This is a genomic window from Enterococcus sp. AZ171, from assembly GCF_051714005.1.
In the GTDB taxonomy this organism is placed as follows: Bacteria; Bacillota; Bacilli; order Lactobacillales; family Enterococcaceae; genus Enterococcus_B; species Enterococcus_B pernyi.
Genome location: NZ_JBIORA010000001.1, coordinates 1,496,070 through 1,517,199, shown reverse-complemented (window position 1 = coordinate 1,517,199; position 21,130 = coordinate 1,496,070). Strand labels below are relative to the sequence as shown.

General features: G+C 37.1%; 24 protein-coding genes. 13 read left to right on the top strand and 11 right to left on the bottom strand.

All coding sequences use genetic code 11. From position 1 onward, the window contains the following. Positions 1-128 precede the first annotated feature (128 nt). Positions 129-287: a hypothetical protein gene (locus IGJ49_RS07360; RefSeq protein ID WP_023519711.1), complete on the top strand. Its 159-nt coding sequence runs from the start codon at positions 129-131 to the stop codon at positions 285-287. A 68-nt stretch (positions 288-355) separates the two neighbouring features. Here the strand turns inward: IGJ49_RS07360 and IGJ49_RS07355 are convergent, their stop codons facing one another. From IGJ49_RS07355 to IGJ49_RS07340, 4 genes are all read right to left on the bottom strand, one after another. Further along, on the bottom strand, positions 356-1,507 hold the full coding sequence (locus IGJ49_RS07355) for a cation:proton antiporter (protein WP_010735399.1): 1,152 nt from the start codon (positions 1,505-1,507) through the stop codon (positions 356-358). Between the two features lie 174 nt (positions 1,508-1,681). Continuing rightward, entirely contained in the window at positions 1,682-2,209 is a 528-nt protein-coding gene (locus IGJ49_RS07350; RefSeq protein WP_023519710.1) for a DUF308 domain-containing protein, read from the bottom strand. Between the two features lie 69 nt (positions 2,210-2,278). Next, positions 2,279-2,629 (bottom strand): DUF2200 domain-containing protein, encoded by a 351-nt coding sequence (locus IGJ49_RS07345; protein WP_010735401.1) that lies wholly within the window; start codon positions 2,627-2,629, stop codon positions 2,279-2,281. A 141-nt stretch (positions 2,630-2,770) separates the two neighbouring features. Beyond that, positions 2,771-4,303: a helix-turn-helix domain-containing protein gene (locus tag IGJ49_RS07340; protein WP_438722955.1), complete on the bottom strand. Its 1,533-nt coding sequence runs from the start codon at positions 4,301-4,303 to the stop codon at positions 2,771-2,773. A gap of 129 nt (positions 4,304-4,432) precedes the next feature. Here IGJ49_RS07340 and IGJ49_RS07335 point away from each other — a divergent pair, with 129 nt between their 5' ends. Then, the gene (locus IGJ49_RS07335; RefSeq protein ID WP_438722953.1) at positions 4,433-5,833 is read left to right on the top strand and encodes an LPXTG cell wall anchor domain-containing protein; all 1,401 of its coding nucleotides are present in this window, start codon (positions 4,433-4,435) and stop codon (positions 5,831-5,833) included. A gap of 71 nt (positions 5,834-5,904) precedes the next feature. On the opposite strand, the gene bsh is transcribed toward IGJ49_RS07335, so the two are convergent. From bsh to IGJ49_RS07300, 7 genes are all read right to left on the bottom strand, one after another. Then, positions 5,905-6,879 (bottom strand): choloylglycine hydrolase, encoded by a 975-nt coding sequence (bsh, locus tag IGJ49_RS07330; RefSeq protein ID WP_438722951.1) that lies wholly within the window; start codon positions 6,877-6,879, stop codon positions 5,905-5,907. Between the two features lie 116 nt (positions 6,880-6,995). Beyond that, entirely contained in the window at positions 6,996-7,436 is a 441-nt protein-coding gene (locus IGJ49_RS07325; RefSeq protein WP_010735405.1) for a MarR family winged helix-turn-helix transcriptional regulator, read from the bottom strand. A gap of 55 nt (positions 7,437-7,491) precedes the next feature. After that, a complete protein-coding gene (locus IGJ49_RS07320; protein ID WP_010735406.1) occupies positions 7,492-7,902 on the bottom strand; it encodes an organic hydroperoxide resistance protein in 411 nt (136 codons plus the stop codon). Between the two features lie 163 nt (positions 7,903-8,065). After that, positions 8,066-8,914 carry a YitT family protein gene (locus IGJ49_RS07315; RefSeq protein ID WP_023519705.1) on the bottom strand — a complete coding sequence of 283 codons (849 nt, stop codon included), beginning with the start codon at positions 8,912-8,914 and terminating at the stop codon, positions 8,066-8,068. 237 nt (positions 8,915-9,151) lie between these two features. After that, positions 9,152-9,511: a PaaI family thioesterase gene (locus IGJ49_RS07310; protein WP_010735408.1), complete on the bottom strand. Its 360-nt coding sequence runs from the start codon at positions 9,509-9,511 to the stop codon at positions 9,152-9,154. 203 nt (positions 9,512-9,714) lie between these two features. Beyond that, positions 9,715-9,906: a hypothetical protein gene (locus IGJ49_RS07305; RefSeq protein WP_023519704.1), complete on the bottom strand. Its 192-nt coding sequence runs from the start codon at positions 9,904-9,906 to the stop codon at positions 9,715-9,717. A 97-nt stretch (positions 9,907-10,003) separates the two neighbouring features. Beyond that, positions 10,004-10,450, bottom strand: coding sequence for a helix-turn-helix domain-containing protein (locus IGJ49_RS07300; RefSeq protein ID WP_023519703.1), 447 nt, complete (start codon positions 10,448-10,450; stop codon positions 10,004-10,006). 135 nt (positions 10,451-10,585) lie between these two features. Between IGJ49_RS07300 and IGJ49_RS07295 the strand changes: the two genes are divergently transcribed. The 11 genes from IGJ49_RS07295 to menD all read left to right on the top strand — a co-directional run bounded on the left by IGJ49_RS07295 (position 10,586) and on the right by menD (position 21,077). Continuing rightward, complete coding sequence (locus IGJ49_RS07295) at positions 10,586-10,846, top strand: helix-turn-helix domain-containing protein (RefSeq protein WP_066025029.1); 261 nt, start codon at positions 10,586-10,588, stop codon at positions 10,844-10,846. Positions 10,847-11,487: 641 nt separating this feature from the next. Continuing rightward, the gene (locus IGJ49_RS07290) at positions 11,488-11,901 is read left to right on the top strand and encodes an ArpU family phage packaging/lysis transcriptional regulator (RefSeq protein WP_023519701.1); all 414 of its coding nucleotides are present in this window, start codon (positions 11,488-11,490) and stop codon (positions 11,899-11,901) included. A gap of 287 nt (positions 11,902-12,188) precedes the next feature. Next, on the top strand, positions 12,189-12,422 hold the full coding sequence (locus tag IGJ49_RS07285; RefSeq protein WP_023519700.1) for a hypothetical protein: 234 nt from the start codon (positions 12,189-12,191) through the stop codon (positions 12,420-12,422). 1 nt (position 12,423) lies between these two features. Beyond that, the gene (locus IGJ49_RS07280) at positions 12,424-12,696 is read left to right on the top strand and encodes a holin (RefSeq protein ID WP_010735413.1); all 273 of its coding nucleotides are present in this window, start codon (positions 12,424-12,426) and stop codon (positions 12,694-12,696) included. Positions 12,697-12,726: 30 nt separating this feature from the next. After that, entirely contained in the window at positions 12,727-13,626 is a 900-nt protein-coding gene (locus IGJ49_RS07275; protein WP_224434735.1) for a peptidoglycan recognition protein family protein, read from the top strand. Positions 13,627-13,748: 122 nt separating this feature from the next. After that, positions 13,749-14,750 carry an N-acetylmuramoyl-L-alanine amidase gene (locus IGJ49_RS07270; protein ID WP_010735415.1) on the top strand — a complete coding sequence of 334 codons (1,002 nt, stop codon included), beginning with the start codon at positions 13,749-13,751 and terminating at the stop codon, positions 14,748-14,750. A gap of 280 nt (positions 14,751-15,030) precedes the next feature. After that, positions 15,031-15,318 (top strand): transposase, encoded by a 288-nt coding sequence (locus tag IGJ49_RS07265; protein ID WP_023519698.1) that lies wholly within the window; start codon positions 15,031-15,033, stop codon positions 15,316-15,318. 439 nt (positions 15,319-15,757) lie between these two features. Then, entirely contained in the window at positions 15,758-16,573 is an 816-nt protein-coding gene (gene menB / locus IGJ49_RS07260) for a 1,4-dihydroxy-2-naphthoyl-CoA synthase (RefSeq protein ID WP_010735416.1), read from the top strand. Then, positions 16,548-18,032, top strand: coding sequence for an o-succinylbenzoate--CoA ligase (gene menE, locus IGJ49_RS07255; protein ID WP_349519484.1), 1,485 nt, complete (start codon positions 16,548-16,550; stop codon positions 18,030-18,032). Before menB ends, menE begins: the two co-directional genes overlap by 26 nt. Continuing rightward, positions 18,013-19,371: an isochorismate synthase gene (locus IGJ49_RS07250; protein ID WP_226076497.1), complete on the top strand. Its 1,359-nt coding sequence runs from the start codon at positions 18,013-18,015 to the stop codon at positions 19,369-19,371. The genes menE and IGJ49_RS07250 overlap by 20 nt, the downstream gene beginning before the upstream one ends. After that, a complete protein-coding gene (menD, locus tag IGJ49_RS07245) occupies positions 19,368-21,077 on the top strand; it encodes a 2-succinyl-5-enolpyruvyl-6-hydroxy-3-cyclohexene-1-carboxylic-acid synthase (protein ID WP_438722942.1) in 1,710 nt (569 codons plus the stop codon). The genes IGJ49_RS07250 and menD overlap by 4 nt, the downstream gene beginning before the upstream one ends. Positions 21,078-21,130: the final 53 nt, after the last annotated feature.

The following is a 21,130-nucleotide window of genomic DNA, read 5'->3' as shown; positions in this document are numbered from 1 at the left end:
AGATGACTGATGTCCCAAGAGCAGTAAAAGCGGAGATGGCAGCAAGCATGTTGAAGATCTAATTTGATAATGGGGAAACAAGATATTTAAAATCACATTTAGCCAAAGAACATGCAGAAGCTTTTTCGATGAAAAATGGCAAGAGAAAGAATAGTTTATTGGCTTCACAAACAACCTGGGTAGGATCGACCATTGAAATTCAACCAGATGGCACTCTTGTTCTGAATGAAAATGATTATTACTCGCCAGAAGAGTTATGGAACGATAGCAAAGAGCATATTATTTGATCAAAAATAGAGCCTTTCTATTAGATTCGAGAAATCTAGTAGAAAGGCTCTATTTATCTGAGAACGAATCACCCATGATACACTTTTCTAGTAAAGTATTTAAGAATCAATGGAGAGATCAAAGTACTTAATAAGATTACGATCACAAGTGGAGAATAATATTTTGCTTCAATCAATTGGCTTTGTTGTCCAATTTGCAAGATGATCAGTGCCATTTCACCACGTGAGATCATGCCAGCTCCTACCATAAAGGCACTATTCGTTGAGAAACCGGCTACTTTCGCCCCTAGATAACCACCACCAAGTTTAGTCAAGACTGCAACAGTTGTTAGGATCAAGATAAAAATCAATTGTTCTCCAAAGTTAGAGAAATCGACTTCTAGTCCAACACTGACAAAAAAGACTGGAATAAATACGGCATAACCTAATGCCTCGACATTATGATACACTTCTTCTTTGACCGAAGTTTGACTCACCGCGATTCCTGCAAAAAATGCACCAATAACTGAACTTAGTCCGATCAAATCAGCGATGTAGGACATACCTAGACATAAAACCAAGGAAACAATGATAATCGCAGAGTTGGCATAGATTTTTCCAGCTAGTGACATCAAAAATGGGGCAATCCATTTGACTAATAAAAATATAAAAATAAAGTAGATCACTTGCTCCAATAAAAGAAGCGGTAAAGGGAGGCTGCTACCAGATTCTCCTGTCAAAAATGATAAGCTGAAACTTAACACCAACACGACAAGAATGTCATCAACTACTGAAGCACCTAAGATAGTCGAACCTTCTTTTGTGTTGACTACATGAAGTTCTTTCAATACCTCAACAGAGATACTAACAGAAGTTGCTGCGAGGATGATTCCAAAGAAGATAGCTTCATTCCTTGTGACTTGGAAAATTTCACCCGTCAACCAACCAAATAATACGGGGAGTATGATCCCTAATAAAGCAACGAACATTCCTGGTCGAAAGTATTTTTTCAAAAGAGAAAGATCGCTTTCCAGTCCAGCTAAAAACATCAATAAAATGACACCTATTTCTGAAAAATCGTGGACGAGAATATTTGGATGCACCCATCCCAGACCCGCACCACCAAGCAAGACGCCAACGAGTAGTTGACCGATCACCGCAGGTACACCAAACCTCCGTGAAAGGTGAGAGCCAATGGTTGTCGCTAACAAGATCAAACAGAGAATACCTATAAATTCCATTCTTTTCATCCTTCCTTTCTCAAAAAAGAATTTATTTTATTCGTGTCAAATGACCTACTAAACAGGATAACATAAATAACGTTATTTATGTAGTATCGTCCATTGTATGGATATATGAAAGCGCAGGACAAAAAAGGCTAGGCATTAAGCCCAACCTCGAATTTAAATAACTAATCAATTGACATACATATTTCTTACTTTAAAGTAGTTGATGATTTCAGAAATCCCCATAAATATCAAGATACCACCAAAGATTTGGAAAAGTACCATCAAGCTTTGGAATGGATTAAATAATAAAATCAATCCGCCAATCAGTAAAATTACGCTGTATAATGACCATCCTTTTGATTTCGTATTCAAACTGATGAACAATTGAAATGCGCCATTTGCTAAAATCATCAAGCCTAAAAGAATTGGTAAGATCGAAACGATTGCTGATGCAAATAAGAACACGATCAGTCCGAAAATCAGAAAAGCAATTGCGCTGAAAAGTCCAAATCCCCAAGCACCCGTTTTTTGCTTGTTTTTATAGGCTTCAAATAAATTGATCAGACCTAATAAAACAAAATAAGCAGTGATAAGATAGCCGACAAAATTAAATACGGCAGTTGGATTGATGACTATGGCGATACCAGCAATGATATAAATAGCTGCTCGTAAAATAGCATATCTTTGAAAATTACTTCGAATAAGTTCATACATTATTATAACCTCCTTTTTTTTATTTTAACGGTTATTGTTGTTTAAACCAACTAAAAACTAGTGATTCCATTATTTTCTTAGAATTTTTTCTATTTTCTTTCCTTTAGCTAACTCATCGATCAACTTATCCAAATAACGAATTTCTTGCATCAATGGCTCTTCAATATTTTCTACTCTAACACCACAAATGACGCCAGTGATCAATTTACGGTCAGGATTCAATCTCGGTGCCTCAGCAAAGAAAGTTTTGAAGTCCTTTTCCAGTTTGATCTGTTCCTCTAATTCAGCTTGTTTATAGCCGGTCAACCAATAAACGATTTGGTCAACTTCCTCTTTTGTACGATTTTTTCGTTCTGCTTTTTTTAGATAAAGAGGATAGACAGAAGAAAAGGGCATAGTAAAAATTCGATGTTCAGTCATAAAGAAGCTCCTTTTTCCATTATTATATAATGAACTGTTCGAAAAGAATAGCTATAGTGTCAAGTCTCATGAAAGTTTAGTGAACAGGGGGATAGATAGTAAGAACGCTACAGGATACTGAGCTAATTGTTTCTGTGATGATCAATCAAAATCAGCGTAGTCACGTTCTTGTTTAATCTCAAAAATATAGGTAGCTAACTGAGCAATCATCTTTTTCCAATCATCTGGACGAACGATGCCGTTTAACAAATAAATCTTTTTGATACGCTCGGGTAGCTGGTTTAGTGGACAATCACTAATGACGATATCGCAACGCTCCATATAGTAACGTTGGATGACGATCGCTTCTTTTGAAAAGATTTGTTCAATATTAACAATTAAATCTTTGCTGATATAAAAGTCTTTCGTGTGATTCACACCGATAATGATCGGCGGTTGCTTTTTGAATCGGTCGTAGAAATGTAGTAATTCTTCGACTACCCATGAAATATTTTCTTTTTCTAGAAAATCTGGTAAGTAATGCCAATTTTCTTGCCGGAAGTTCTCATAAAATTCAGCGACCACGGTTCTTAAGTGTTCATAGTTTTTCTGATCCTTATAAAGCAAAAAAGTTGGTAAAGGTGTATTCGGCTGTTCGCTATCCAAAAAGGTATTGTGAAGTTTATTGATCGTAAAGGACAGTGCATATAACTTTTTTTGTTTTTCAGGTAGCTCTAAAGCGAAATGCTGACTGAATGTTTCGACTAAGTTCTTGGAATAAATCAAATAAGGAAAATCGATCGCTAACAGTCTTTGATAGTGCGTCAAACTTTGTTCTTCACTATCCAATTGAGAAATCGTTAGGCGTGCTAATAAATTGAGTATGATTCGTTGTTCCCGACAAATCGGTAAATCAGGATTTAAAATATCCACATCAGGTTCAATTAGAAGATCAATATACTTAAACTGACTTAATTCTTTTTGAACATTTTCTAAAGAAGTCATGGGAAAATTATCCTGGCAAAGTTTTAAAAGAAGATACAACTTATCCAAGACGCCACCATTCATCTCATCCAATAACTCTTTCTTGAAGAAGACATGAAGAGTGTAATCGATTTTTTTTGGCTCTTCCTTGTGATAGGGAAGGGACGTATTAGCAAAAATCGTCCAATAAACATCTAGAAAACAATATTGGATTTGAACTTCACTACCAGTGATTATTTTTTTTCCTTTACTTGAAAACTTGCAGGAGATTCCATATAGAGCTAAAAATTGGTTGATTGCTTTCATTTTAGAATAGAGATATGAAGGGCTGTAATTTGTCATTTGGCTGATCGTGACCATTGAGTTGACTTTTTGTCGAAGTAAGGCAGCGATGATTTGAAAATTAGTTGATTCAAAACAATATTTACCAAATAATTCGTAATAACACTTCGCAAGGTCAGCATCGTTCAAAGAAATTTTGACAAACTTTTTGTTTTTCACTACTTCCAGATTATTTATGCCCAAAGCATGGAAGTCCTGTTCGATTTCATGAAGATATAAAAGAAAATTTGAATCAGACATCTTAAAATGGTCGGCTAGATAGTGCGTGGTGATAAAGAACTGATGCTCTGTTAAAAAAAGAAAAATCTCAAGCTTTGTTACATTTTTCTTCTTTAATAAAAACTTTTTGATTGCTTCTTGTGTTTGCATTGAAATTCCTCCGGTTGAAATTTTTACTGAAAATTTCTTTATTTTCAACAAAAAAACAGTAAATCTTCCGTCTCAATCTATATTATCTTATGTTTAACATGATAATGATATTAAATAGGAGGAATTCTCATGAAATATTTAAGTCTTCTCTTTGCTTCAGTTTTACTGAGTAGTGTTTCTGTACCAGTCGAAGCTGCACAGACAGATGAACAACCTAGCAATGATGTCGCTCAACTAGCTTCTCATTCCGTCTGGGCAAATGTGAATCAAATCAAATTTTTAGAAGAACATGTTTCAGCAAACTCTGGTATTATGAGACTTAAACTAGGAGAGACGATCACGGTGAAGGCACTGGTGACTTATTCAGGGGATATTCAACCGATTTTACAGTCTGTTGTCCAATTTGAAAACGTTGATCCAGCGTTGAAGATCGAACACGATCCAGCTTCACTTGTATTCCACAACAAACTAGCAACTTTTACGTTTAATATTACACTGACACAACCAATCAATAGACCTGCTTTATTTACCGTAAAAGTAGCAGATGGTCAACCTGAGGACAGTCATCATTTGACACAATATAGTCAACGTCAAACAGTTGAACAAAAAGCTGGAGGAACAGGGGGCTTGACTGAGCCAGATCCTAATCCAGATCCTAATCCAGATCCTAATCCTAAACCGGATAATCCAGATGAAAATCCAGACGAGACACCGGATAATCCGGATAAAAATCCCGATGTGACACCAGATAATCCCGATGAAAATCCCGATGTGACACCAGATAATCCAGATGAAAATCCAGACGAGACACCGGATAATCCGGATGAAAATCCCGATGTGACACCGGATAATCCGGATGAAAATCCCGATGTGACACCGGATAATCCAGATGAAAATCCCGATGTGACACCAGATAATCCGGACGAGAACCCAGATGAGACACCGGATAATCCAGATGAAAATCCAGACGAGACACCGGATAATCCAGATGAGAATCCCGATGTGACACCAGATAATCCGGACGAGAACCCAGATGAGACACTGGATAATCCCGATGAAAATCCAGATGAGACACCGGATAATCCAGATGAGAATCCAGATGCAAAACCGGATAAACCAGAGGGGAACAATGGAAACTATGAAGGGGATAACGAGGAAAATGGAAATGGTGGACATGGTGGTGAAGAAGTGATTAAACCACAAATCCACCCTGAAGGCAGCAATCCAACGATCACAATACCTGAGCAAGTAAAACCATTGTCTCAAATTCGAAAACAATCAATTCCACATATTGATACGACAGATGTACTGGTAAATAAACAATCGTCTGAAATTGCGAAAGAAATTCTGCCAATGACAAAAATAGTTCACTCTTCAAATCAAGCAGCTAATGATAAGAACTCTGCAACAGCCACAGAGGAAGCAACGAAGCAATTACCTAAAACAGGAGAGCACAATCGCTTCTTTACATGGATGTTTGGTCTGCTGATCACAGGAATGAGTATGGTTACTTTTAGAAAAATCAACTAATGATTGTAATAGGTAAAAACGCCTTGAAACGGAATGTTTCAAGGCATTTTTGCGTAGAAAATGATTAATAATCAGTTAACATAGTGAACTTGTTCTTCTTCAATCAATGGATAGGTAAGTAATTCTGTACTATCTAAATCTTCTTTCGTCATATTGACTGCATTAATTTGGCTATTTGTGTAAGTCGTGTAGTAATAGATTCCTTTATCCACATTGCAACAAGAAGAATAGATCGTATACTCAAATTTACCATTCCCAACGTCACATAGTCCTTTTTGTTGTTCGACCGATTTTAGGATATGGAAGAATTGACTAACGCTTTCCTGTTCAGTCGTTGCTTTGACAGAATTTAATTTTGTAAATGCAACTTTGACAAAACGAGAAGCAGATGATAAATCTCCAGGTAAACCTAATCCGCCCATACCGCGAGAATAGACGGATAAATCAAGTTCATCGGAGAAATGGTTTTTAAGGGTAGTCGGTGAGACTGACCGATAGTTGTTCAAATTAAATAATTGATAGTCAAAGGTTGGATTATTTGTTAGTACACCGATTGGATTATCATAAATTTTTAATCCTTCGGCAACTGATTCAATAACAATCGATGTTTTTTGATCTGCTAATATCCAATGAAGAGGAGATAACGGTAGTTCTTCACTGAAATTGATGTTGACTAAATTGATATCCGCTAATAACGTACGAGCTTCTTCCACGTTTTTACATTGACTCAATATCCAAGGAATAAATTCAAATGGTGTGATATTGGTCTTTTCGGCATCTTCGTCAAAAAAATGGGCATTTCCAGGGAAATTTAAACCAGCCATACTCAAACCTTTTTCATTTGTTGCATCATAATAGAGGGGGTAGTTATCTACAACTGCTGCCATACCGATGATCGCATAGTGAGACTCTTGTTTTGGTGCTTTCCGATAAACAAAAGGAAAATTTCTTGGAGTGATCGTCACCTGTTCATTATAAGAAATCTCTAAATCCAAATTCCGTCCAAAATAATGATCGTTTGTTGTGTAAGTAATAGATGTACACATTATAATAACCTCCTTTGTTTAATTCTATATTAAGAGGATAAAGGAAAAATTACTAATAAAATGATTCTCTTTTCTTATAAACTGGTCAATCAAGCGAAAAAAACTCGGTAATGTGATTACCGAGCGTGTTGTTCTTTATTAAAATTTTTAAGCATTTTTTTAGTCAAGTAAAGTAGCATAGATAATTCTTCTTCATCTAAAGGTAAAAAATCAAGGATCTTTTCTGGAATGTCTTTTGCTTGTTCTTGCAACAAAAGTCCTTGTTCAGTTAGAGATAGGATAGATACTCGTTCATCTGAATCATCTCTTTTACGAGTGATATACTGCTTACTAGTTAATTTCTTTATTACAGGAGTCAAAGTTCCTGAATCCAAACACAAGATCTTTCCTAATTCCTTCATGGTGATTTGTTTTCTCTCCCATAAAACAAGTAAAACAAGATACTGCGTATAAGTAAGATCCAGTGGCCTCAACAAGGGCGTATAGTAACGAGTAATTTCTTTAGAGGTGGCATATAAAGGAAAGCATAATTGATTTTTTAGTAATAACTCCTCCAAATAGACCACCTCCTAATGTGCTACTTTATAGCATACTTGTTTTTTCTAAAAAAATCTAGTTCTCTACGGCTGTCAAAGTAACTTCGATATTGCCAGCTGTTGCTTTTGAATAAGGACAAACTTTATGTGCAGCTTCTAGTAATTCTTGTGTTTCTTCGATTGATAAACCTTCAACTGAACCTTCGATCTCAACGCCTAACACAAAACTCATTTCACTTTCTGCATATAGAGACACTTGAGCGCTGATTGTTGATGCACCGTCAATATTTTTTTGTGTTTTGATCAAGTCTAATGCGCTATTGAAACATGCACTAAAGCCAGCGGCAAACAATTGTTCCGGATTTGTTGCATCTTCTACACGTTTACCTGGAGCTGCAATGTTAAGCTCGAATGAGTGATCTGGACTGTGTACTTCCCCAGAACGTCCGCCAGTATTGATCATTTTTGTTGAATACATTTTTTTCATTAAAAATCACTCCTCTTTTTATATTTGATACAATTAAATTGTACACAATTTAATTAGGTAGAGCAACTAACTTGCTTTGAAAAAAAGTCTACTCCTGGTTTATGAATAAAAACTAAGAGTAGACTTTTTTATAGGAATAGGTCCGTTCATTTTAATTGTGACATCATTCGATCGGATGGTACGTAAATCCACTACCCATGACTTCTGCTACACTATTGACGATGACAAAAGCATTCGGATCGATTTCTTCAATTATCGGTTTGACTTTAGAAAATTCTTGGTCAGTTACAACCATCAACAACACTTCTTTTGATAGATTACTATAACCGCCTCTAGCTTCTAGGATCGTGAACCCACGTCCAATCTCCTGACTTAAACGTGTATGGATTTCTAAAAGATGATTCTCGCTTAGAACCATGATCGATTTTTGACGATTTGTTCCTGTTTCAATGTAATTCATCACGATGGATGTAATTACGATCGACAGAATCGCATAGAGAAATTCATCAAATCCAAAAACAAATAAGGTTAAGGAAACAACGACAGCATCGGTCATCAAAAGTCCAATGGAAGTACTTAAATTGAAGTATTTTTTGAAGATAAGGGGAGGAATCGTGGTACCGCCACTAGATGAATTATTTTTGTATAAGATAGCTACACCCAAAGCAAAGATCGCACTACCGAATATGACTGATAAGAGACGATCAGGCGTGATCATATACTCTGGGACGATCTCAATGATCGCTGGGAAGACTAAACTACCAAATAATACTTTAAAGAAAGGTTTCTTGCCTAAAAAAATCAAGGCCAAAATCAACATGATGATATTCAAAACTAGTATAACTGTTGCTCGGTTCAAACCTAAAGCTGACTCAAGTAAAATACCAAGTCCACTTACGCCACCAGCTGCAATGTGATGCGGACCTAAAAACATGTTGATACTGATAGCTAAAATAGTTAAAGCAAATACTATTTTAATGTATGTCCAAATTATATTTCTACCGTGTTTCATTTATCCACTTCCTACTATACATTTATTTCCAACTATTCTCATTATACATTAATTTTGTATAAAAGTTAACAAAGTTGAAAAAGAAAGTTAGAGAAACCTAAATTTATAATGAATCGTTCAAAGCTAAAATGGGTCGAAATATTGGACACCAATCAATAAAAACAATTATGAAATGGAACAAAGCGTGTATTTTTTGATTTATGCTGACTCGTTATTTATAGAAACTATTTACAAAAGCTAATTGACCATCAAGGTGCATTGCCCTGTAGCGATTTTTAAATCATTATCTAAATAAATCGTTGCCTGCCAAAAATGAATATTTTTCCCGATTTTTTCAGGTTGTGCAACCACTCTCAAGTTACCTGTAGAGGCTTTATTCAAATGTTGGACTTGCAGATCGATACCTACAGCAAAGTGGGGGGCTTGTAAATATTCGTTAGCCCCAATGCTACAAGCCGTTTCGATCAATACAGCATTGATTCCTCCATGCAAATAGCCATAAGGTTGGTGATGCTTTTCGTCAATTGCTAAAGTCAATTGGACTTCTTTAGGTGAAACAATACACGTTTCAATCCCTAGATGATCTAATAAATTCATCCTGTTACTCCTTATTTCTTATTCTTTATTGCTACTGTCATAATTAAACTCTATTTTTATCATTCAAACACTGTTTGCGAACTATTAGGGTATTCAATTAAAAATTTTTTACTGATGAATGGAAGAACTGTCAGTTAAAATTTAATCATTTAGTTTGAATGAAACACTTGTTCTAAATCTTTTACCAGAAAAAATGCCAAAGTTCATAAAAACAAATAATGGTCTGCTTTTTTTAGTTTTTTCATTAATTTCCGGATTTCTTTTATTTCATTAGGCGTATAGCCACCAATTATCCCTTTAACCAATGCTTTTTCTTTTTCTACTCCTGCCTTTTTATGATGAAGTCTTTTTTCAAAATCAACTATTTCTTTTGAAAATTTATTTTTTTTAGGCAATCAGAAAAAAAACACCCCCTATATATACGGTTATATAACAATTATATTATTATTATTCTAAAATTGTAACCGTTCGTTTAAAAAGGGGGAGAGGGATTTAGCTGATATTTTTATTTTGTTCTTTTTGCCTTTTACTGGTAATTACTTTATGTAAATTTTCAAAGGCCTCGAATCCATATTCTTCTACGAATTCATCAATTTCTTTGAGAAGTTCTTCATTATCAAGCTTTGTTTCTAACTGTTGTTCTTCTAATTTCTTTCCTGCAAAAGAGATGACTGACTGTTGTCTTTCGCTATTAAGTTTTTCAAAGATAGAGAGTAGACGACGAGAATTTTCTTCCTCACCTTCAATAATATAACCTTTTGTCACATGAAATAACTCAGCAATTTTTTGAATAGCACCCATACGAGGTGTTTTTAATCCAGTTTCCCAATTAGAAATAGTTTGCTTGCTAACACCGACTTTTATTGCCAATTCTTCTTGCGTCATTTGTTGTTTATGCCTTAGTTCACTAATCTTCTGTCCAATAATATTTTTATCCATAATAATCCTCCGAGTTCTTACTCCAATAATATACCAGAAACTGGTCTAAATCAACATTAAGTTATACATAGTTATATAAAATTATTTACTATAACTTTAAGTTATATTAAAATATATAAATAGGAGGTGTTTTATATGTTGCAAATATCTTTGAAAGCAGCAAGAGTAAATTCAGATTTGAATCAGACTGAAGTAATTGACATTCTGCAAAATAGTTATGGTCTAAATCTTACTAAGGAACAGCTTGCTGAGTACGAGGATGATGCCACTGATGTGCCAATTTCTTTAGCAAAGAAATTTTCGGAAATTTATGGTATTTCCGATGACTATATATTTTTCGGTAACAAATCAACTTTAAGTTATATTTCGCGTGGATTAAACCAAAATAATCTTTAGTGATTCATGTGATAAACATCAAGATAACCACTTAAAATTGATGAACAGCATATGACCTATTATTTGATGTGACGAATAAAATCATTTAAACCAAACGATGGTCTTTCAACATTTTAGCGTCCTTGTAATAGGTACTAATATAAGCAGACACATTTAATTTTTATTAAGGAGTGAGTAAGAATGCCATTGAACTGTCGGTCTAGAAAAAAAGAAAAAACTCGGACATACAAATCTTCGGTTTATCCAACCAGATTCTGAAGGAATAGAAGCAGTAATTAGGTAATTGAAGGGAAAACCACGTTGGAAAAGAGGAGTAAAAATGGAGTCTGGATTACGTAATCTCAAAAATCCGGTCAAACAGGTCAATCATCCTAAATAGACACGAAAAGAAATAGAAAAGTATTGTGTATCCAATGATATTGGTTATGAAGATTTAATGATTGGCTAATTCGAACAATCATTAGTTTAAGTATAGTATGACAAAAAAATACTTCATACCTTACGAAACGTCTATTTATATATGAGTTGGAAAAGAAATAAAATGAAAACTCTGTGCAATTTAGTTTGTGGTTTGACTAGTAGAAGCCAAATACTTTATATCAGTAGATCTAAAAGATGAATTTTTAAAGGAGTGATTTTTTGTGATGTACCCCAAAAGAATAGATATGAAACAAACAAGATGTAATGTGAGAGAAGTTTTAAAAAATTTTCGTAAACTTGATCGGCTGGTAGGACGTGTCACAGTCGACATTCAATCTCCTCATAGAATCAATAGCTTAAAAGCAACTCTTTCTGATCAATCTTCAGAAAGGGCATCTATGCAAATGATAGCGATTGAAGCAGAAAGGAATGCAATCTTAAATGCTTTGATGGTTTTGAGTCTAACGAATCGAATGATCCTTTATTATTCTTATTTTGTTCCTGAAAGTTTTTCGAATTATAAGATTAGTCTTGAAATCGGTTATTCCGAAAGAACGATTCAGAGAAAAAAAGCAGAAGCATTGATTGAATTCGCTGAAGCATATAAGACTGGAAAACTGATTGCGTATAAATAATTTGGCGTTTTTTTGGCAGATGATTGGCGGTTCCCATCTCTTCTTTGATGCTAGTATGAATGTAAGCTTAGGAAATGGCAGAAAATAATAAGTATTTGTTTTTCTATGTAATAACAGGTGATAGATAGGTGTATCTACATTTTCAAGATGAACATGGCACATATAGTGGAATAAAGAAAATAGAGCAATCAACTTAAGTCACTATATGAAACGAAAGAAGAATCAAATGATGAAAGATACAAATACTCTCACAGAAACAAAAACTTCAAAGATAACGGAGGTAGAGAATGACGGAAGTATCAATTGGTGAATGGATGGCTGTCATAACACTTGGTGGAACGTTGATTGTAGGCGTAGCAAAATTCTATGCAATGTTTACAAAGCTCGATCATACATTGGGGAAATTAGAGAATACTATTGTTCGAGTAGAAAAAAGCCAAATCGAGTATGGCAATCGTCTCTCAATTATTGAAGAACAAATCAAATCTATTTTCAAACAAATTGGAAAGGAGGTGAAGTAGGTTGACCGAAATCTTAACGATTTCAAGTATTATCACACCACTGGTCGTCGGTGTGACAGAACTGGTGAAAGGACAAATAGGACGCAGTAAACTTTTGCCTATCAGCAACGTGGTTACTGGAATTTTGCTTAGTGGGCTGTATTCCTTCTCATTCGTTCCACAGGATCTCATTCTTTATTTATGGGCAGGAGCGATTGCTGGTTTGGCCGCAGGTGGATTATTTGATTTAGGAGATCATGTAATGAAGTTACAGGAGTCTAATAAAAGCAATTGATCGTCCAAGTTTCTTTTACCAGTAAAGGAGGTGAGGAAGATAAGACTGGAGGATCTACGAGGAGATGGACGTATTTTAGGACCGACCAATGCCAAAAGAAAGGCATCAGAAATAACTAAAATTGCGCGTCATCATTCGGCAACAACCACAGGAGATGTATGGGCGTTTCAAAACTATTGGAAGAACACATTGGGGTGGGGAACTGGTGGCTATCATGAGATTATCCTAAGAGATGGCACGGTACAATGGTGTTACTTTGATGAAGATATCACAAATGGTGTGGGGGGACATAACATACCAACCTACCATATTTGTCTTGTTGGAAATGGCTCGTTCACTAAAGAACAGGAAAAAGCATTTGACACGCGAGCAAAAGCGGCGATGCAACGTTTTGACCTATCAGTGAAGGATGTTTTGGGGCACAATGAGTTCATTGGACACTCTTCGACTATCTGTCCGGGTATTAACATGAGGATGATTCGTGATCGCTTAGGTGATGCTGAGGACTTGACACATGATGAAATCATTTTAGCTAGTCCACCCAAGGTAGTCGGAAACTATCGAGGAAAATTAGAAATATTTAATGAGCTATCTTTAGGTATATTTCGGATAGCAGGATGGTTAATACCCCAAAATGGAGCAGCCTTTTTGGATCTAGGCTATGTTTTTTGGATAGATGCCGATAATCCCTCTGTAGAAATTGGTCGTTGTCGGTCAGCAGGCATTATACGAGACGATGTGAATGTTGCTTACGGCTTACCAACTGGTTTACGGTTTGGTTTGGACGGCACACTTGACATTCAAAAACATGCAGGAAAAAAAGTATTTCCGATGTTAAGACGGACGAATGAACCAAACGGAAATATGATCAGTGGACAAACAGTTGATGTTTCTTTTCCAGAATATACTTTGACCATTCCTAAACGATAATAAAGTTTGTTTCATTGTTCATATTATAATCAAACAAAAACAATACAACAATAAATAAAATATCAAAATTTAATGAGAAAATGATTTTGTAAAATAATAAAATCAGAGAAAGGAAGATTATTATGACAATCAAAATTGAGGATTTACGAGGAGATTCACGGATTTTAGGACCAACTAATGCGAAACGAGACGTTTCAGTGGTCAAAAACATTGCACGTCACCATTCAGCAACTGAAACAGGAGATGTTTTTATCTTTCAACAATATTGGAATGGAGAACTAGGCTGGGGAACTGGCGGTTATCATGAGATTATCTTACGTGACGGAACTGTACAATGGTGCTACTTTGATGAAGATGTAACTAATGGTGTTGGTGGGCACAATACACCAACCTATCATATCTGTTTAGTAGGAAATGGTTCATTTACGGAAGCTCAAGAAGAAGCTTTCAATCAGCGTGCGAAAGCCGCAATGGAACGATTTGGTTTATCCGTTGAAAACGTCTTAGGTCATAATGAGTTTAGTGGACATGCGTCAAATATTTGTCCAGGGACAAATATGGATGCTGTCAGAGATATCCTTAATGGTGGGGATGGCAACGTTCCAGAACCGGACTATATCATGCATGATTGGAATAAAGAAATGGTCGTAGCAGCAGATGTTTTAAATGTACGCCAAGAGCCAAACACACGATCAGCAATCTTACGTCAATTAACTAGAAGTCAAGTTTTCCATTCTGCACGAGTGACGATCAACGGGGAGTTAGTGAATGGTATCAGACACTGGTATGAAGTGGATGGTAACGGCTGGGTTTCAGGATCATTAGTAGCAGAAGCATCTTCTGATAATGAATGGATTGAAAGAAAAGGCGAGGTGACTGTCGCTATTTCAGGAGGGATCAACTTACGAGGACCTTCAAGTGACAATGTAACCAATCCAACTAGTCTGCCAATACTACGTCGCGTGGATCTGGGGGAAACGTTCGAATATGACAAAATACTCGTACAAAAGAATGGCCATGCCTTTGTAAGACAGTCAATTAGTGAAGGTTATACTTGGTTGGCTATTGGTTCAACTGCTAATGGAATCGTTACTTCATACTGGGTTACTGGCATTGAAATCTAATTGCTATAATTAATAATTACGCACAGTTTTGAGAAAAGCCGAAAACTAACAGAAACAAGTAAAAAAACGAGAATTTGAAAATAAATTTTCGTTTTTTTACTTGTTTTCGAAAGATTTGCCTTTGAAACTACATCGATAACCACTATTTCTCTTATTCAAGTATAGTGAGAGTTAAGGGAAGCTCGAACATACTCTAATGGACCTCGAGTCCGTGTAAAGAAAAGTCGAATCGGAATGAATGAGTGAAAGATGTTCAATCAAATAATAAAGGAGAAGTCGCATGACCTTTATTTTTGCTTTTGACGTATCTAAAGGTAAAAGTTACAAAGTACTTTACCATAATCAACAATGTCTAACAGAAGGGAAAGTCTGTCATAATCAAGAAGAGTTCCGCCAGTTACTTGAAGAAATCACCGTACTGCCAGAAACGCCTGAAATTATTTTTGAAGCAACCGGTGTCTCCTCTCGTCCATTAGAAAAATTCTGTCAAAATAACCGGTTAGCCTATTGTCTATTAAACTTTTTGGAGAGAGATATTAGCCCTCTCATACCACCTGAAACTGAATAAGCGGTGAGAACAGAATCAACCTCTTCATTATTTATATAAAAGAGCTGTACTGCTGTGAAAGTATGTCTATCTAGGAAATAGCGACTAAAATAGTAAACGAAATAGAGGATTTTGAAAACATTCATTTGCTTGCGTAGCAATTGTTTATTATGAGTATGAATGGTAAAAGCAAAAAAATTACGTATTAGGTATATGCTAGATTATGAATATAGCCAGGGACTAATAAGAGAAGATATTTGAAGTAATCAATTACAACGAAAAATAGAAACAATAAATTCACTGAAAAAATCTAAAATCATTTATTTGAAAGTTAGATTATAAAGCTTTTCTTGCGCTTAACTCATTCAATATTTTTTGTACAGTAATTTATAAAGAAATTATCATTAAATGCTTAAAACTTGTGTATAATAAATTTAATGAATTTTAGGAGGAGATAGAAATGAGAGAATGGAAAACGATCAAGGAATACGACGAAATCTTATTTGAACAATATGGGAAGATTGCTAAGATAACAATCAATCGTCCGGAGGTCCATAATGCTTTTACACCAAAAACAGTCTTTGAGATGATCGAAGCTTTTACAATCAGTCGTGATCGTCAAGATATCGGTGTTATCATTTTGACAGGGGCTGGTGACAAAGCATTTTGTTCAGGTGGCGATCAGAAAGTTCGAGGAAATGGTGGGTATGTTGGTGAAGACCAAATTCCGCGTCTGAATGTACTAGATTTGCAACGATTGATCCGAGTCATTCCTAAGCCAGTGATTGCGATGGTAAAAGGTTGGTCGATCGGTGGTGGAAATGTCTTACAACTTGTGTGTGATATCACAATCGCAGCCGAAAATGCGAAATTCGGTCAAACAGGGCCTAACGTTGGGAGCTTCGATGGTGGCTATGGTTCGGGTTACTTGGCTCGTGTCGTAGGGCATAAAAAAGCGAAAGAAGTTTGGTTCATGACGAAGCAGTATAGTGCTGAAGAAGCGTTGGCAATGAATTGGATCAATACGGTCGTACCGCTCGAACAAGTAGAGGATGTGACGATCGAGTGGGCAGAAGAGATGTTGAAGAAAAGCCCACTAGCTCTACGAATGATCAAAGCGGCAATGAACGCAGATACAGATGGCTTAGCAGGTATCCAACAATTGGCAGGGGATGCGACGCTTTTATATTACACCATGGATGAAGCACAAGAAGGACGCGACGCATTTAAAGAAAAAAGAGAACCTGATTTTGACCAATTTCCTAAGTTCCCTTAAACCTCAACCTAATAGCTGGTTGCAAAAACAAGCAATGCTTCATCCAGATGCACCAGCCTGTCAGTGGAACGATCATCATTTGTCTTTTCGCGAGCTGACTTCACACGTTCAAAGTTTTGCAGAGTATTATCATCGAATATTACCCAAAGCGAGTGAACGAGTTGCCTTGTATTGTGAAAATGATTTAGATGCCTATTTATCGATCTTGGCATTATGGGAGTTAGGAAAAGAAATTCAGTTTGTCAATACACGCTTGACGACGAATGAGATCAATGAACAGATGGCAGATGCTGGGACATCCACTCTTATTTCTGCCAATAAATTAGCAGTCAACGAGCGCATCACTTGGTTTTCATTTCCCGATCCTTCGGAATTACACGTCCTACAGCCGAAGAATTGGTTTGATGAAGGGTACGGAGAAAAGGCAATTGCGTCAATCATGTATACGTCTGGAACGACAGGTAAACCGAAAGGCGTACCGCAAACATTTGCCAATCACTATGCGAGCAGCCAAGCGACTGCGCTAAGTTTAGAAGTAGATCGTTCAGATAGCTGGATCTGCTGTGTGCCACTCTATCACATTAGTGGCTTGTCTATTTTATTACGCTCACTTGCTTTAGGCATCCAAGTGATTCTGTTGCAGGGATTCTCTCCTCAACAAGTCCATCAACTTTTAGCAAATGGAAGTGGCAACTATATTTCTTTGGTCAGCAAAATGTTGAAAGACCTTGAACCATTGATCCCAGAAAGTGGTTATGCTCCCTCATTCAAAAAAGTATTATTAGGGGGAGGGCCGGGAGAAGGACGAGTCATGCAAGCATGTATGGAAAAACAGGTGCCTGTGATGCTTTCTTATGGCATGACAGAAACCTGTTCACAGATCGTCGCCCTTTCTCCGGAGTCATTCGAAGCAAAAACCGGTTCTTCTGGTAAAGCTTTGTCTGAGGTATCGATCCGTATTCAAAAAGATAAGAAGTCAGATCAAATGGGAGAGATTTTAGTCAAAGGACCATCGATCATCGACCACTATTTGAATTGCGTCAATCCGGATTCTTGGACAGAGGATGGTTGGTTTCACACTGGCGATTGGGGGTACCTTGATGAAGAGGATTATCTTTATATTGTCAGTCGCATGAGTGAACGCATCATTTCGGGGGGAGAGAATATTTTCCCAGTTGAAATCGAGCGAGTACTTTTAACTTGCAATAAAATTGCGGAGGTCGCTGTCGTAGGGGCTTGGGATAAAACATGGGGGCAAACACCTGTTGCTTATGTGCGATTAGATGAACCACTTACTGATAGAGAAATCACTGATCTACTAGCGCCATTAGCACGTTACAAGCATCCAACTAAAATCTACTGTGTCTCGGAAATTCCTAAAACGGCGACTGGAAAACCAATCAAACGTCTTTTAATGACAGAAGAAAGAGTGAATTACATTGAATATCAAATTAGATAGCTCAATCGATGATCAGCTTTTAAAAAATCATCTTTATTTTACTTATAGCTACGAGCTTGGTGAACAAACGGTAAAAAAACTCTTGCCTCTTGTCCCATCTAAAGGAGATCGCTTTTATTGGTGTCCTCCTGATGAGGATTGTGAGCTATTAGGAATAGGAGAAAATTTATTTGATGGACAACAGGATGATATGCCTAGTGCTATCAAAGGATTTTCTCTTGAGTTTTCTAAAAGTTTTTTAAACGTATCAAGCCAGAAGGGGGGACCTTTGCTTTTTGGAGGCTTTCCCTTTGATCCAAACAACTTAAAAGAAAAGATTTGGAGTGAGGTTGAATCTGGCTATTTCATTCTACCAAGTATTCTTTTCAAGCGAATAGGTTCAAAGACTCAAGTTGTTTTGACAATCAGAAAAGAAGCTGCAACAACCAGGAGTCTTTTAAAAGATTTTTCGTATTTAGATAGTCTTGTGAGTGAATTGTTAGAAGGCAAAGAACAAGAACAATCAGTAAATGTTCTTGTGTCGTCCGAAGAGCTGGCAGTTCCAACTTTTCTACACAATGTAGATGATGCGCGCAAGGAAATCATACACAAAGCTACTTCGCTTAAAAAGGTCGTCTTAGCAAGACAATTGGCAATACACGGATCTTTCCAGTCAATCACTCAAATTCTTCATCGTTTAGCTGAACAACAACCACAGACTTATTTATTTCTTTTAGCATCGAATCAACTTGCTTTCATTGGTGCAACTCCAGAACGATTGATTCAAGGAACGAAAAGTCATTTTATGACTGCTGGGATAGCAGGTTCGGCACCTAGAGGATCTACTATGCAGGAAGACGATGAAATCGGCAAAGAACTTTTAAAAGACTCTAAAAATACACAAGAACACGGAATTGTTGCGCAACGATTAGAGGATCAATTAGCAAATATTGTCGCAGGGGATGTCGCTGTTTCTTCCCGTCGGTTATTGAAAAACCGTGATATTCAACATTTAGCGATGACTTTCTCTGGAGAACGTAAACAGGGAGTCTCATTGATCGATGCGGTTGAACTGATCCATCCTTCACCGGCTTTAGGTGGTGAACCTCAAAGATTAGCGTTGCAATGGATCAAAGATCATGAACCTTTCGGTAGAGGGTTATACGGGGCACCAATCGGGTGGGTGGACCCGATCGAGGATGTCGGTGAGTTTGCTGTAGGCATCCGCTCAGGCATCTTGACTGAAACCGAAGGAATATTATATGCAGGTTGTGGCATTGTTGCGGATTCTGATCCTGAGGCAGAACGCCAAGAAACATTGCTGAAATTCCAACCAATGCTTAGAGGAGTGAAAGGATGACGAGACAACAAGAGATGACCGCTTATTTATTGGCATTCATCAAAGGAATGAAAGAAGGCGGGCTTAAAAATGTCGTGATCAGTCCTGGTTCACGATCGACCCCACTTGCCTTGTTACTTCATAGAGACCCAGAGATCAATACAACAGTCAATGTTGATGAGCGATCGGCGGCATTCTTTGCATTAGGTATGGCAAAAGCATTGAAACAACCAGTCGGGGTTCTTTGTACGTCTGGTACTGCCGCAGCGAACTTCTTTCCAGCGGTTTGTGAAGCAAAAGCAACAAACATTCCTTTACTATTGCTAACAGCAGATCGTCCACCAGAAGCACGTGGCGTTGGTTCGCCACAAACGATGGACCAACAAAAGTTATTTGGTTCGCATATCAAAAAGTTTATTGAATTAGCACTTCCTGAAGCCAGTTCGGAAATGATACGGTATAGCTACTGGCATGGTGCCAATAGTGCCTATGAAGCAACACGCGTGCCTGCTGGCCCTATTCAGATCAATTTGCCTTTTAGAGAGCCATTATTGCCTGATTTAACTTTTTCTCTTGATGGATCTTTTCATCCAAAAAAACTGGTTACTCAAATTGTGTCGAAGCAAGTACCGGAGCTTGTTCCTTGGCTATCAAAAAAAGGGTTGATGATCGTCGGTAAAGAATTGACACCTGATGAGGCAAAAGCGTTACTTACTTTAGCAACAGCTTTACAATGGCCAATCATTGGCGATCCATTGGCAAATCTAGGTGCTTGTCAACAAATGAGCGATGTCTATCTTCCGCACGCAGATTTGATTTTTTCTGGACCGGTTCCTGAAACTCCTGAAGTCATTTGGCAATTTGGTAATCTTCCTGTAGCTAAAAATGTGATGCTTTATTTAAAAAAACATCACGAAACTATTTCTGACTATGTCTTGATCGATGAGGAAGAATGGCGTGATCCATTACATTTAGGAACAAGTTTTATCCAAATCGGTGTACTTGATTTCTGTAAACTAGTATCGGAAACTTTGGATGCAATACCTACGCCACCCCCTGACGAATGGTTGGTGCAATGGAAAAGAGCTTATCAAAAAGCGAGAGAAGTTATCACTAAAGAATTGTCTATCGATGAATGGAGCGAAAGCAATGCTAGTTGCCAGTTATTGCAAGCGATAAAATCAGAGGAAGCTTTATTTTTGGCAAATAGTAACGCGATCCGCTTTGTTGATCGTTTTGCTTCGCCTACTACAGAGTCATTTCCGATCTATGGGAATCGAGGGATCAACGGGATCGACGGGTTGATTTCTACAGCGGCAGGAATCGCTTTGGTAAGGAACAAGCGGATGTTTGTCTTGATCGGCGATCTTGCGCTGTTTCATGACATGAACGCGTTGGAGCTAATGCGACGTTATCACTTACCTGTTACTTTAGTCGTATTGAACAACAATGGTGGTGGAATTTTTTCTTTTCTTCCTCAAAATCAACTTTCAGAGACTGATTTTGAACCATTGTTTGGTACACCACTTGATTTAGAATTAGAGAAAGTAGCAGATTTATATAATGGTCATTATATACAACCACCTTCAAGTAAAGAGTTTGAGCAAGCGATTGAAAAAAGCCGGAATCAAGGGGATTGGACAATGATTGAAATCAGAGGGCAACAACAAGAACCTGTCCAATTATGGGAGCAGATGAAGCGTCGTTATCAGGAGGAAATAGACTGATGCCAGTTAAGACTGTACGTGGGGTGGCTTACCATTACCGTTGGTTACACTAA